13 protein-coding genes and 1 tRNA gene are annotated in these 12,636 nt (G+C 60.9%); 8 read left to right on the top strand and 6 right to left on the bottom strand.

The genetic code is table 11. The features are described 5' to 3' along the window. Positions 1 to 192: 192 nt before the first annotated feature. Both E1958_RS13645 and rlmB read right to left on the bottom strand, forming a co-directional pair. Positions 193 to 2,019, bottom strand: a complete 1,827-nt coding sequence (locus tag E1958_RS13645; RefSeq protein ID WP_133512354.1) for an RNB domain-containing ribonuclease — start codon at positions 2,017 to 2,019, stop codon at positions 193 to 195. A 247-nt stretch (positions 2,020 to 2,266) separates the two neighbouring features. After that, positions 2,267 to 3,070 carry a 23S rRNA (guanosine(2251)-2'-O)-methyltransferase RlmB gene (gene rlmB / locus E1958_RS13650; protein ID WP_133512355.1) on the bottom strand — a complete coding sequence of 268 codons (804 nt, stop codon included), beginning with the start codon at positions 3,068 to 3,070 and terminating at the stop codon, positions 2,267 to 2,269. Positions 3,071 to 3,147: 77 nt separating this feature from the next. On the opposite strand from rlmB, the gene E1958_RS20375 reads away from it, so the two are divergent. Together E1958_RS20375 and E1958_RS13655 are read left to right on the top strand one after the other, a co-directional pair. Continuing rightward, positions 3,148 to 3,321, top strand: a complete 174-nt coding sequence (locus tag E1958_RS20375; RefSeq protein ID WP_165741538.1) for a hypothetical protein — start codon at positions 3,148 to 3,150, stop codon at positions 3,319 to 3,321. 440 nt (positions 3,322 to 3,761) lie between these two features. Continuing rightward, entirely contained in the window at positions 3,762 to 3,986 is a 225-nt protein-coding gene (locus E1958_RS13655; RefSeq protein WP_133512356.1) for a type II toxin-antitoxin system RelE/ParE family toxin, read from the top strand. 33 nt (positions 3,987 to 4,019) lie between these two features. Here E1958_RS13655 and E1958_RS13660 read toward each other — a convergent pair whose 3' ends face one another. From E1958_RS13660 to rnr, 3 genes are all read right to left on the bottom strand, one after another. After that, complete coding sequence (locus E1958_RS13660) at positions 4,020 to 4,334, bottom strand: nucleotidyltransferase family protein (protein ID WP_133512357.1); 315 nt, start codon at positions 4,332 to 4,334, stop codon at positions 4,020 to 4,022. Further along, entirely contained in the window at positions 4,327 to 4,785 is a 459-nt protein-coding gene (locus E1958_RS13665; protein ID WP_243725273.1) for a nucleotidyltransferase substrate binding protein, read from the bottom strand. The genes E1958_RS13660 and E1958_RS13665 overlap by 8 nt, the downstream gene beginning before the upstream one ends. A gap of 143 nt (positions 4,786 to 4,928) precedes the next feature. Then, on the bottom strand, positions 4,929 to 7,151 hold the full coding sequence (gene rnr, locus E1958_RS13670) for a ribonuclease R (RefSeq protein ID WP_133512358.1): 2,223 nt from the start codon (positions 7,149 to 7,151) through the stop codon (positions 4,929 to 4,931). A 374-nt stretch (positions 7,152 to 7,525) separates the two neighbouring features. On the opposite strand from rnr, the gene E1958_RS13675 reads away from it, so the two are divergent. After that, positions 7,526 to 7,612, top strand: a tRNA-Leu gene (locus tag E1958_RS13675). Positions 7,613 to 7,840: 228 nt separating this feature from the next. On the opposite strand, the gene E1958_RS13680 is transcribed toward E1958_RS13675, so the two are convergent. Continuing rightward, positions 7,841 to 8,041, bottom strand: coding sequence for a hypothetical protein (locus E1958_RS13680; protein ID WP_133512359.1), 201 nt, complete (start codon positions 8,039 to 8,041; stop codon positions 7,841 to 7,843). Positions 8,042 to 8,743: 702 nt separating this feature from the next. Here E1958_RS13680 and dsrA point away from each other — a divergent pair. From dsrA to tusB, 5 genes are all read left to right on the top strand, one after another. Then, positions 8,744 to 9,997: a dissimilatory-type sulfite reductase subunit alpha gene (gene dsrA, locus E1958_RS13685; RefSeq protein ID WP_133512360.1), complete on the top strand. Its 1,254-nt coding sequence runs from the start codon at positions 8,744 to 8,746 to the stop codon at positions 9,995 to 9,997. Between the two features lie 87 nt (positions 9,998 to 10,084). Then, positions 10,085 to 11,155, top strand: a complete 1,071-nt coding sequence (gene dsrB / locus E1958_RS13690) for a dissimilatory-type sulfite reductase subunit beta (protein ID WP_133512361.1) — start codon at positions 10,085 to 10,087, stop codon at positions 11,153 to 11,155. 131 nt (positions 11,156 to 11,286) lie between these two features. After that, entirely contained in the window at positions 11,287 to 11,724 is a 438-nt protein-coding gene (locus tag E1958_RS13695; protein ID WP_133512362.1) for a sulfur relay protein TusD/DsrE, read from the top strand. An 11-nt stretch (positions 11,725 to 11,735) separates the two neighbouring features. Continuing rightward, positions 11,736 to 12,146 (top strand): sulfurtransferase complex subunit TusC, encoded by a 411-nt coding sequence (gene tusC / locus E1958_RS13700; RefSeq protein ID WP_133512363.1) that lies wholly within the window; start codon positions 11,736 to 11,738, stop codon positions 12,144 to 12,146. 169 nt (positions 12,147 to 12,315) lie between these two features. Next, the gene (gene tusB / locus E1958_RS13705; protein ID WP_089724956.1) at positions 12,316 to 12,624 is read left to right on the top strand and encodes a sulfurtransferase complex subunit TusB; all 309 of its coding nucleotides are present in this window, start codon (positions 12,316 to 12,318) and stop codon (positions 12,622 to 12,624) included. The last annotated feature ends 12 nt before the right edge of the window (positions 12,625 to 12,636 follow it).

Raw genomic sequence — 12,636 nt, forward strand, 5'->3', positions numbered from 1 at the left:
TTACTTTTCCCGGTAGTGGGTAAGTTCAAAGTGGGAATGTCCATCTGTCGATAGTCGTTCTGAAGTTCTACCACTTGTAAATTTACCACTACCCTTTTCCCAAGGTTTTGTCAAAGGCACGGTTGGGAAACAACCCGGCATTACCCGGTCCGACGACTATTTCATGGAATGAATAGCCATCGTCTTTGAAGTCTATTCGTGGACCCGGAAATAGCAGGTCAGGTCGGGCAGATCGACCTCCTGCGGTATAAGTCGGACCCGGCTATTCAGCTCGGGATCCCCGCGCAGCCTCACCCGCGCTTCCATGGCAAGCTCCGGAATCAACACCACTGCCTTGCGCTCACCCTTATCGACCAGCACCCCTTCCCCTCGCCACTGTGAATTGGCGCGTAGGTAGACCAGCTTCCAGTGCTGATTGGAGAGCCGTTCAGCACGCCGCACGGTGGCGGCGGCTATCTCCGCTTCAGCGGTGCGCTTGGTGACCTGTTGGGTGTCGAGCAGCTGGCTTCCGGCCAGCCAGGCCCGGATCTGCTGATGCACCAATAGATCCGAGTAACGACGCAACGGACTTGTCGCCCGAGTGTAGCGGGCCAGCCCCAGGCCGAAGTGGGGCTCCGGGTTGCCGGTGAGCCGCGTCGGTTTGAAACGCCGACGGTAGGCATACATAGCCGCCAGGTCGGCAGGCTGCTCGACCTTGTCCGGCGCCGCTTGGGTCGCAAACGGGATCGGAATCTCCCGTTCCAGGCAGAATCCGGCCGCGGCCTCACCGGCCATGAGCATGGTGTCCGTTACCAAGAGGCGGCTGCACAGCCTTGGCAGGGGTCGAATATTGACTTCGCCGTCGCGTACCCGCACGCTGACCTCGGGCAGCTCGATAGCGGCGGCCTTGTGTGCGGTGCGGCGCGTGCGAAAACGCTCGGCCAGGAGGTTCAGTTGGGCAAAGGGCGGCTCTGTGAGCCGTTGCTCGACGGTCTCGTAGGTCAGCCGTTCAACCCGTACCCAGGTGGCTCGGATCTCGATATCCGTCAGCTCGCCGGCCTCCCCGCACTGGAAGCCGAAGGATAGGGCGGGAGAGACGGGGTGCAGACCGAGCCCCAGGTGTTCCGTCACCGCCTGGGGTAGTATCTTGACCGTCCGCTCAGGCAGGTACTGGTTGGCACCCCGAGCACAGGCCTCGCGATCCGGATCACTGTCCGGCGCCACCAAGGCGGCCACATCGGCCACATGTACCCAGATCCGATCGCCGTCCAGGCTCAGGGCATCATCCGGATCCTGGTTGCCTTCATCGTCGATGGCATAGGCGGGCAGCTGGGTCAGATCGAGACGTTCTTCATGGGAGAGGTCCGGCACCGGTAGATCCGGATCAGCAACCGGCAACCGGTTTCGTTCCGGGTAGGGATTGTAATCCTGGGACCAATAGCCGACCCGGATCAGGGCCCGGTGCGCGTTCTGCACCGTCTCCTGATAACCCAGGGCCCGGAGAATGCGGCTGCCGGCGGTTTCACCCCGGGCCAAGCGCACCACCTCTTGTAGGCGTTCCCCATCCTGCGGTGTCGGACGGGCCTGCCGCAACCGTTCCAAAAACTCGTTCCAACTGCGTTCGGCAGCGGTCTTGGCTTCCCGCTCGGCCTGGTCGTGCGCCACCTCTTGGTGCGTTCTGACTCGCACCGCCTCCGGCGTACCCTCGAAATAGAGGCCCTCCGCCACCAACTGCCAAGCGGCCCAGGCCGTTGCCGGGGAGAACTCGCCGAACATCAGCTCGGCAAGCTCGCCCAGATTGGTTTCGTCCCCCTCCAGCAGCTCCCGGGTCTCGGCGAGCTCGCCTTCCCGCGGGCCGAGATCGGCCAGGCTGTGCAATGGTCCGGGGTGCAACAACCTGACATCCTTAGGGCGCACCCGCTTGAGTTGTCCGCCCTCGAGCTCGATATCGATCTTGTCACCGAGCGCCAGGACGCGCGCGGGCCGAACCTTGTAGAGCACCAGGCTGTCTGGCCGCAGGGTGGCTTGATCTTGTGCCAAGGCGCCGAAACCTCCGGTACGCAGATTCTGTCAGGACCTACCGGATTATAGATCCGTTTTTTTAAGCAGGTTTGGCTGTTTTTTATAAAGGCCGTTGACAGTTATCCGAGCGCGGGCGGTTGTGAGGCTTTTTTGTGCTGACCGGGTGCGGCGAAGGGGAATCGTGGGCGTAGGGTAGGCTGTGCCCACCGAGGAGACCCGATTGGTGGGCACAGCCCACCCTACGAATCGCACGAATCCGCACGCATCAATTTTCGCGTAGATTCGTCGTTTTCTTACTGCTTACGCCTGTGTGGTTCAAACCGTCCTGCCGCTGTCGCAGTGCTTCGTAGAGGCAGATCCCCGCGGCCACGGAGACATTCAGGCTCTCCACCGTCCCCAGCATGGGGAGCCGTACCAGCAGATCGCAGCGCTCCCGGGTGAGGCGCCGCAGCCCCTTGCCTTCACCGCCCAGGGCCAGGGCGAGGGGGCCGGTGAGATCGGTCTCGAACAGATCGGTCCCTGCCTCAGCGGTCGTTCCGATCAGCCAGATGCCCCGTTCCTTGAGACTCGCGATGGTGCGTGCGAGGTTGGTGACCTGAACATAAGGGACGGTCCGCGCGGCGCCGCTGGCGACCTTGCAGGCGACCGCGGTAAGGCCGACCGCCTTGTCCTTGGGCGCAATCAGGGCCTGCACGCCGGCTGCGTCGGCGGTGCGCAGGCAGGCTCCCAGGTTATGGGGGTCCTGAACGCCGTCCAGGATCAGCAACAAGGGGGGATCTTGGGTGTGGTCGAGGATGGTGCCGAGAGCCGCTTCTCCACGGGCCGCCGGGGTATGGACCCAAGCCAGCGCGCCTTGGTGATTCACACCCTCGGCCACGCCGTTCAACTCATCGCGCATCACCCGCCGGACCGCAACGCCCGCCTGGTATGCCAACTCGGCGACCTCAGCCAGGCGTCGGTCGCGACGCCGGTTCTCCAACCATACCTCCAGGACGCCCTCACCGCCGTGCTGCAACGCGGCCCGAACACTGTGGATACCCACGATGGGGATTGGATTATTCGATCTCATTCTATTTACTTACGCCCAACGGGTATACAATTGTATGGGACGTGACCCCCCATGCCGTCGGATAAGAGGATTATTTCATGCAGACCGCTAAAGAGATTATCGATCACCTATCCGACCAGGTATCCCGGGATGACCTCATGTATGAGAGCTATGTGAAGCAGAAGATCGAAGAAGGTCTGGCCGACATCGAGGCAGGTCGTACCGTCCCTCACGAACAGGTCAAGGCCGAACTCTTGGGCGATGGTGATTAAATGGTCGCAGCAAGCCAGGGCCGATATCCGGAACCTGAAGGCTTACATCGCCAAGGATTCCCCGTATTACGCCCGGCGCTTCACGGAACGGATGAGGCTCTTTATGGATTCCGGACTGCTTTGGAGTGCGCCGGCAAAGCGGCGCGGCTGCATCGAACCTCAGCTATGGGGGATACCAGCGGCGTTGGCCGGGAATCCGGGCTCTGAGCACTACGCGCGCCGCGGCGACGGCGCTTTCCCCTGGCCGCAACACCGGTGTTGGAGACGGATGCAGCGCCAAATCCAAAGCGGCGGCGGGCCCGTGTTCCAGGCCAACGCTGTGGTGACATCGGGCATCGCGGATTCTGGTCGGTACTGAAGTCAGGGTGCCGCCGCACTCCAAAACCTCCGGTAGTACCTTCCATGAGCGTGAACAGTCCGGAATCCATAAAGAGCCACGGATGATTGCCGCCGTGGAGAAATTGGCGGATTTTCCAAAGATGGGACGAGCGGTGCCGGAGGCCGAGGGCCGGGAGGATGTTCGGGAGCTGATCTACCAGGGCTACCGTATCCTCTACCTGATCCAACCCGAGCGTCTCTTCGTCGTCGCCGTTATCCACGGTAGCCGGGATTTGTCAGGGAAGGAAAACAAGCCTTGGGATCATAAGTGGTGGCAAATCCCTTGAGATTATGGATTCGTTTTAGGTACAAGCTACGAATCACGGATATTGCACGAGCGGAATACAGTTGGCCTTGATGATCTCCCGAAACCACGCATCGGTGTCGGCCCAGTCCAGGACATCGACCCGAAACGGCAGATCGCTCTCTTCGAAGGCCTCTTGCAAGGCCTGCCGGGAAGGGGACGGCAACGGGCGGTCTCCCATGACCACCAGATCCAGGTCGGAATAACGCCGAGCCTTGCCGGTAACCCGTGAGCCGAAGGCCCAGACGCTACGGTCCGGTACCAACCGGTGCAGAATGTCCCGGACCATGGCTGCATGCCGCGGTCGCAGGTCCAAGCGGTTGCTATCCATGACGGGCCTGCAAGCGGGAGAACAGGTCTGTGGCGTCCTGCGCAAAACGCGGCAGGACGGCGAACACCTGCTTGGCTTTCCGCTCATCGTAGGAATGGGAGGTCAGGTTACGCTTTTCGCGATAGTCGAACCAAGCCGCCACGTCGGCTATCAGTTGGCGTTCGCCCGCCACCCGGATCAGCTGCTTATAAGACCAGGTATCCAATTCCGCCGGATTGGCGAGTTCCTCGCGCAATTGTCGCTTCAGCATCTTCCAGGACAGCTCGAAGCTGTATTCGAAACGCTGAATACAGGCGTCGCGCAGCTCTTCGTCTTCGGTGGCCGCGAGTGCGCGCACCAAGGCCCGGTCGAGACTGTTCAGGACCTTACCCAAGGGAGCAAGGTTCAGGGTCGTCATGAGGGGGTAGTGGTAGATTTTTAAATGGTTAGCGTAGAGCGGTTCATTAACCACGCCCCATTGCTTGATTTGATCCCCTCTCCCCGGCCCTCTCCCGGAGGGAGAGGGAGTGCAGCTTATGACGTGCCCAACCCACTGCGAGTGGCGATGTTTCCATTTAAACCTTAACCACTACCCATGAGGGAATCCGGACCGGCTCAAACCTTGTGCTTACGCTTCTTGCGACCACTTTGCCCGCGCGGCGCCAAGACAAAATCGATCTTGCGTTCGTCCAGGTTTACCGCCGCCAATCGAACCCGCAGCCGATCGCCGAGGCGGTGGACCGTGCCGGTGCGTTTTCCCGTAAGCCGGTGCCCGACCGGGTCGAAGTGATAGAAATCGTTGTCCAAGGCCGTGATGTGCACCAGGCCATCCACGTGGATCCGGTCGAGCTCCACAAAGATGCCGAAGGAGTTGACGCTGGTGATGGTGCCCTCGAATTCCGCACCGATCTTGTCCTCCATATATTCGCACTTGAGCCAGGACTCGACGTCACGGGTGGCCTCGTCGGCACGGCGCTCGGTGCCGGAGCAGTACTCACCGATGCGCCGCAGGTCCGGCTTGGCGTAGTCGAAATCCGCTACGGCCCCCCCCGCCAGCACATGCTTGATGGCCCGGTGGACGATCAGGTCCGGGTAGCGGCGAATGGGGGACGTGAAATGGGTGTAGGCGGGATAAGCGAGCCCGAAATGGCCCGCGTTTTCCGAGCTGTACATGGCCTGCTGCATGGAACGCAACAGCACGGTCTGGATCAGGCGTCGATCCGGGCGGGTCCGGACCGAATCGAGCAGGGCCGCATAATCCTTTGCCGTGGGTCGCTCGCCGCCGGGCAGGCGCAGGGACAACTCGGCGAGAAACCCCCGCAGGTCGCTCAGCTTCTCCTCCTTGGGCGTCTCGTGGATGCGGTACAGGGCCGGCATCCGCTGGCGCTGGAAGAGCCTGGCGGCGGCCACATTGGCCGCGAGCATACACTCCTCGATGATGCGGTGGGCAAGGTTGCGCACTAGGGGGCGAATCGCCAGGACACGGCCTTGCTCATCGAGCTCGAAAGAGGTCTCGGTGGTGTCGAAATCGATGGCCCCGCGCCCCGTCCGCGCCCCATGGAGGGCCTGATAGAGGGCATAGAGCGCGTGCAGGTGAGGCAGCAGCTCCGAACAGCGTCGGCGCAGCTGCGGGTCGCCGTCCCCGAGCAGATCCGCCACCTGGTCGTAGGTGAAACGGGCGTGAGAGCGCATCACCGCCGCGAAGAAGCGGGATCTGGTGATCTGCCCTGCGCGGTTCACGTACAGCTCGCAGGCCATGCATAGCCGATCGACATCGGGATTGAGGGAGCAGAGCCCGTTGGACAAGACCTCCGGCAGCATAGGGATCACCCGGCCCGGAAAATAGACCGAGTTGCCGCGTTCGCGGGCCTCCGCGTCCAGGGCCGTACCCGGTTCCACATAGCTGGAGACATCGGCGATGCAGACTAGGAGCTTCCAACCCTTGGGTTTGGGCTCGCAGTAGACGGCGTCGTCGAAATCTCGGGCATCGACCCCGTCGATCGTCACCAGAGGCAGCCGGCGCAGATCGACCCGCCCATCCTTGGTCGCAGCCGGGACCTCGGTCTCCAGAGCCGCGATCTCGGCCTCCACCGCCGCCGGCCACTGTACCGGGAGCTCGTGGGTGCGGATCGCGATGTCCGTCTCCATCCCCGGAGCCATGTGGTCACCGACCACCTCCAGGATCTTCCCGATCGGTTGGGTGCGCTTGGTGGGCTGGTCCGTGATCCCGGCGACGACGATCTGGTCCTGACCGGCGCCGGCGCTCCGGTCGCTGGGGACGATGATGTGATGGGTCAGACGCTTGTTGTCCGGGACCACGAAGCCGATGCCGCTCTCCTGATAAAAGCGCCCGACCACCGTGTGCGTATTGCGCTCCAGCACCTCGACCACCGATCCTTCCAGTCGCCCCCGGCGGTCCTGACCGATGATCCGCACCACCACCCGGTCGTTGTGGAACAGGCCGCGCATCTGTCGTGGGTAGAGATAGACATCATCGCCGCCATCGTCCGGCTTGACGAAACCGAAGCCGTCCGGATGGCCGATCACCCGGCCCGCGATCAGATCCTGCTTGTTTACCAGGCAGTAAGCATCCCGGCGGTTGGGTACCAACTGCCCGTCCCGCACCATGGCACCGAGACGGCGCTGCAAGGCGACGAGCTCCCCCTCGTCGCGAATGTCGAAGGTGGCGGCGATCTCGCTGAAGGTGAGTGGAACGCCGGCCTCGGTGAGGGTCTCGAGGATGAACTCCCGGCTTGGGATGGGATTGGAATACTTCTTCGCTTCGCGCCGACGGTGGGGGTCCGCAGCCCGGGATCTTGCCTGCTTGGGTCTTGCCACGATGGCGTTTTTCCATTCCAAAATAAAGAGTTAGAAGCTGTCTGGTTAAAACGGATCCGAGCGTCGTGTTGTTCTCCCAGACGTTTTCTCACGCGGCTTAACGCAACCTACACTTAAGACGAGGTCCGCGCGTGCAGGCTGCACGGGGGATCATGTGGGTGTAGGTTGCGTTAAGACGCCGGCACTGGCCTGGCCGTAGACCAACGAGCCGTTGGGCGTCGAACGTAACACGTCCGGTCCCCCAAACAGCGCCAAATCATTCAGGATTGCTTTTAACCAGACGGCTTCTTAGTGTACGTTGACAAGCCCCTTTTGTCTCACTAGCATGACAAATCCTCTCCGACCGGATCGGGTAACACCTTTGCGGACCACCTGCCGAGGTGGCGGAATTGGTAGACGCGCTAGTTTCAGGTACTAGTGGGCGAAAGCCCGTGGAGGTTCAAGTCCTCTCCTCGGCACCAAATCGACTGCCCGAGTCGTTTTTCCCTCTTCGTGAGCATGGATGGGGATAAACTACGAATCACACGCATCCACACGAATTTCCGTGCTCAACCGCCTTACAGTGTCGTGTTGCGTTACGCCGCGTTCGGCGCCGTGTCCCCCGCAGCCTTTCCCCGCGCGGCTAACGCAACCTACACCCAATCAATACCATATCAATACCAATGAATCCTCCCCGCCCCAAGGGGGTATCAATTGGATGGAAGTCTTTTTTCTCGCCGCAAGCGGCGGGGAATTTGACCCAGAGAGATTAAAAAGTTAGCTGCTGACCGCTGGTCGTGGTCGATCAGGATGCGGAAGAGAAAACGACGAATCGGCGTGAATCCATTCGCGCCGATTCGCGTGATTCGTAGCTTCTCCTCTTTTTTGTCGCCCGGTAATGGCATTGACACCCATATTACCCCCCGCGCTGTCGGCCCACACGGACCTCGCTTTGGGTGTAGACGCCTTCTCGGGCAATACCAAACTATACTGCCACACGGAACAATCTGCGCATTTCACTCCCTCTCCCTCCGGGAGAGGGTGGGGTGAGGGGGAAATTCAAAAGCTCGGATTGTGCCGTGTGGCAGTATAACGCCGAACAGCGGGTTCGGTGGGCACAGCCCACCCTACAGCCGGCATCAACTTGTTAATCGATAAGGAATTTATACCTGCTTGCCCTAGCGACAGGGCTAGCATATGAGGACCCGCTTATATTAGAATCCGTTGACTAACGGATCATCAGAGCGTAATATCGCCGCCCAATTTACCGGGGGTCGGCTGAGAATACAGCCAGGGTTTCTACGGTGGCTAGTGGGTCGGGAGCTAATACCAGGTTGGGGAGAGCAGGTCGGAGCGATATTCCTCATAGGTGGCAGGGTTCCCATTTATCGGTGGGGGAGTATATTGAGTGGCCGGTATATTAGCCCGGGTCGCCCGGAAACCACTGCCGGGAAACCACCGTCACGCCGACGACCGCCGAGTGCCGGATCCGTCGGTTGAGAACTCAATGCGATGCACGCCGCGGGTAGCGAGGCCCGCGCCGACGACCGGCGCAAAATGATACGATTTCTTATTCTGACACTTATCGGTTAAAGACCTGGAGAAACAGCCCAATGGCCATCGAAAAGCACCATACACCGATGCTCGATCAGTTGGAAAGCGGCCCCTGGCCGAGCTTCATCTCGGGTATCAAGCGGCTGCGCGACGAGCATCCGGACGCACGCATCAACCAGGTAACCAACAGTCTGCTGGGCCAGTTGGAGCACTCCTACGAGACCCGCAAGGGTTATTGGAAGGGCGGCACCGTTTCGGTGTACGGCTACGGCGGCGGTATCATTCCCCGGTTCTCCGAGGTCGGAAAGGCCTTCCCCGAGTCCAAGGAATTCCACACCCTGCGCGTCCAGCCGCCGGCCGGTAACCACTATACCACCGATATGCTGCGCCAATTGGCTGACAGCTGGGAGAAGTATGGCTCGGGTCTGGTAACCTTCCATGGTCAGACCGGCAACATCATGTTCATCGGCACCGACACCGAAAACACCCAGCACTTCTTCGACGAGATCAACGACTATGGTTGGGACCTGGGCGGCGCCGGTCCCTGCGTGCGCACCGCTATGTCCTGCGTCGGTGCCGCCCGCTGTGAGATGTCCTGCACCAACGAGCTCAAGGCCCATCGCCTGCTGGTGAACAACTTCACCGACGATGTGCATCGTCCGGCCTTGCCCTACAAGTTCAAGTTCAAGGTCTCCGGCTGCGGCAACGATTGCCAGAATGCCATCGAACGGGCGGATTTCGCCGTCATCGGCACCTGGCGCGACGACATGAAGGTCGATCAGGAGGAGGTCAAGAAATACTTCAAGACCAAAGGCCGCCAGTACCTCATCGACAATGTCATCACCCGCTGTCCTACTCAGGCATTGACCCTGAAGGACGACGACACCCTGGTGGTCAACAACCGCGACTGTGTGCGCTGCATGCACTGCCTGAACGTCATGCCCAAGGCCCTGCATCCGGGCGACGACAAGGGCGTGACCATCTGCGTCGGCGGCAAGCGCACCCTCAAGATCGGCGACCTCATGGGCACCGTCATCGTTCCCTTCAAGAAGCTGGAGACCGAGGAAGACTACGAGTCCCTGGTCGAGCTGGCCGAGGAGATCATCGACTTCTGGGCCGAGAACGGCCTGGAGCACGAGCGCTGCGGCGAGATGATCGAACGCATTGGCCTGGCCAACTTCCTCGATAGTCTCGACATCGAGCCCGACCCCAATATGTTGAACCACCCGCGCCAGAGCTCCTACGTCCGGATGGACGATTGGGACGAGGCGGCACAGGAGTGGTTCGAGCGTCGGGCCGAAGCCGCCGGCTGAATCCTACGGGCCGGCGCGGGGTAGGGTCCTCGCGTCCGGCCGCGCGCTTAAGATTGCGACTGTATTTTAAGATTTTGGAGGAAGGCGATGGCAGATATGCGTGAGCCGATCGAATCCGGATGCCCTGATCCCTGGCAGTACATGCATCCCGTGATGCGCAAGAATTTCGGCATGTGGAAGTACCACGAGCACCCGCGGGTCGGGGTGCTGCGGCATGTAGCCTACAGTGGTGACGAGGTCTGGACCGTCAAGGTCGGTACCCAACGGATCCTCGATGTCTTCACCCTGCGCAAGCTGTGCGACCTCGGCGATCGATACGCCGACGGTTTCGTCCACTTCACCCTGCGTTCGAACCTCGAATACGTGGTCAAGGACGCGGCCAAGGTGGAGCCCCTGATCAAGGCGGTCGAAGATGCCGGCTTTATCGTGGGCGGTACCCAAAACTCGGTGACCATGATCTCCCATACCCAGGGCTGGCTGCACTGCGACATCCCGGGCACCGATGCCTCCGGGGTCGTCAAATCCATGATGGACGAACTCATCGATGAGTTCAAAACGGCCACCATGCCCAACCGGGTGCATATCACCACCTCCTGCTGCCAGATCAACTGTGGTGGTCAGGGGGACATCGCCATCAACGTGCAGCACACCAAGCCACCCAAGATCAACCACGATCTGGTCGCCAATGTGTGTGAGCGGCCCTCGGTGGTCGCCCGTTGCCCGGTGGCGGCCATCCGCCCGGCCATGGTCAATGGTAAGCCCTCCCTGGAGGTCGATGAACGCAAGTGCATCTGCTGCGGCGCCTGCTACCCGCCCTGTCCGCCCATGCAGATCAACGACGCCGAGCATTCCAAGCTGGCCATCTGGGTCGGCGGCAACCACTCCAACGCCCGCGGCAAGCCTACCTTCCAGAAGCTGGTGGCCGCCGGTATCCCCAACAACCCGCCGCGCTGGCCCGAGGCGACCGCCATCGTCAAGCGCATCCTCAAGGCTTACCGGGAAGGTGCCCGGGATTGGGAGCGGGTCAACGAGTGGATCGAGCGCATCGGTTGGCCGCGGTTCTTCGAAGAGGTCGAGCTGCCCTTCACCAAATACCACATCGATGACTGGCGCGGCGCCCGGGCCAGCTTCAACGCCTCCAACTACATCCGCTTCTGAAATGCGTCGCGAGTCCGCTCCACACCGGAAAGCCCCTCTCCCGCCGGGAGAGGGGGTCATAAGGATACCTTTTGCAACACCCTCCACCGGTCGCGGAATGGGGAGCGGGGAATAACCACATCGAGGTCGCTATGAAGTTCGCAATCCAAATCAACGAGGGACCCTACCAGCACCAAGCGTCCGACTCGGCGTACTTCTTCACGAAGGCCGCCCTGGAGAAGGGGCACGAGATATTTCGGGTCTTCTTCTACCATGACGGTGTCAACAACGGGACCCGACTGACGACGCCCCCCCAAGATGACCGTAACATCGTCAATCGGTGGGCAGAGCTGGCCGAGCAGTACAAGATCCAATCAGTCACCAAGGACGAGGACGGCAACGAAGTGGTACAGACCGAGCTGGTGGTCTGCGTCGCCGCCGCCCAACGGCGCGGTATCGTGGACGAAGGCGAGGCCAAGCGTAACAGCAAGGACGCCACCAACATCCATCCCAGGTTCCGCATCTCCGGTCTGGGACAGTTGGTCGAGGCGGCCATCCAGGCGGATCGGCTCGTCGTGTTCGGCGACTAAGGGGGTACGCCATGTCTGAAACTACCAAGAAGTTCCTGTACCTCAATCGCAAGGCCCCCTACGGCACCATCTATGCCTGGGAATCCCTGGAGGTCGTGCTCATCGGCGCCGCCTTCGATCAGCACGTGCGGCTGATGTTTATCGATGACGGGGTCTATCAGCTCACTACGGGCCAGGATACGACCGGCATCGGGATGAAGAACTTCTCGCCGACCTACCGTACCCTGGGCGACTATGAGGTGAAGAACATCTATGTAGACAAGGACTCGCTCGCGGCCCGCGGACTGACCCCGGACGATCTGGTACAGATCCCCTGGGAGGATTGGGAGACCGAGGAAGAGATCGAGAACATCGTCGAGGTGGTGGATACCGCCCGCGTTTCCGAACTCATGGAAGAATCCGATGTGATCTTCAGTTTCTAAGGCGATTTCTGTCAAATGAAATACCATCCTGCTGGTCTTTTCGTCCGTCTTCTGTGTTGCGGCAACCGTTACATAGTCCACTATGTGCCGGTTGCCGCGCCTTGAATACGAACAAAAATCCGGCGCAATCTGGTACACCATTTTCCGTCAATCGCCTAAGGGGGATCCGATGAGCATCCTACATACCGTCAACAAGTCGCCGTTCGAGCGTAACAGCCTGGAATCCTGCCTCAAATTCGTCAACCAGGGCGACCCCGTGCTCCTGTTCGAGGACGGCGTCTACGCGGTCCTGAAGGGTACGAGCGCGGAGAAACAGCTCGAGGCCGCGCTCGCCAAGCAATCGATTTATGTCCTGGGTCCCGACCTTGCGGCCCGCGGGTTCTCCGCAGACCGCGTGATCGCTGGGATCAAGGTCGTGGACTATGCGGGTTTCGTGGATCTGGCGGCAGAGAACGACAAGGTCCAGGCCTGGCTCTAGTTTTCAACTTTC

It is taken from the genome of Candidatus Thiosymbion oneisti, assembly GCF_004359955.1.
GTDB lineage: Bacteria > Pseudomonadota > Gammaproteobacteria > Chromatiales > Chromatiaceae > Thiosymbion > Thiosymbion oneisti.

What these genes read in the sequence shown, in the direction of transcription:
- rlmB (WP_133512355.1), bottom strand. Translation starts at nt 3,070, where the DNA reads ATGAGATCGAATAATCCAATCCCCATCGTGGGTATCCACAGTGTTCGG.
- E1958_RS20375 (WP_165741538.1), top strand. Translation starts at nt 3,148, where the DNA reads ATGCAGACCGCTAAAGAGATTATCGATCACCTATCCGACCAGGTATCC.
- E1958_RS13655 (WP_133512356.1), top strand. Translation starts at nt 3,762, where the DNA reads ATGATTGCCGCCGTGGAGAAATTGGCGGATTTTCCAAAGATGGGACGA.
- E1958_RS13660 (WP_133512357.1), bottom strand. Translation starts at nt 4,334, where the DNA reads ATGGATAGCAACCGCTTGGACCTGCGACCGCGGCATGCAGCCATGGTC.
- dsrA (WP_133512360.1), top strand. Translation starts at nt 8,744, where the DNA reads ATGGCCATCGAAAAGCACCATACACCGATGCTCGATCAGTTGGAAAGC.
- dsrB (WP_133512361.1), top strand. Translation starts at nt 10,085, where the DNA reads ATGGCAGATATGCGTGAGCCGATCGAATCCGGATGCCCTGATCCCTGG.
- E1958_RS13695 (WP_133512362.1), top strand. Translation starts at nt 11,287, where the DNA reads ATGAAGTTCGCAATCCAAATCAACGAGGGACCCTACCAGCACCAAGCG.
- tusC (WP_133512363.1), top strand. Translation starts at nt 11,736, where the DNA reads ATGTCTGAAACTACCAAGAAGTTCCTGTACCTCAATCGCAAGGCCCCC.
- tusB (WP_089724956.1), top strand. Translation starts at nt 12,316, where the DNA reads ATGAGCATCCTACATACCGTCAACAAGTCGCCGTTCGAGCGTAACAGC.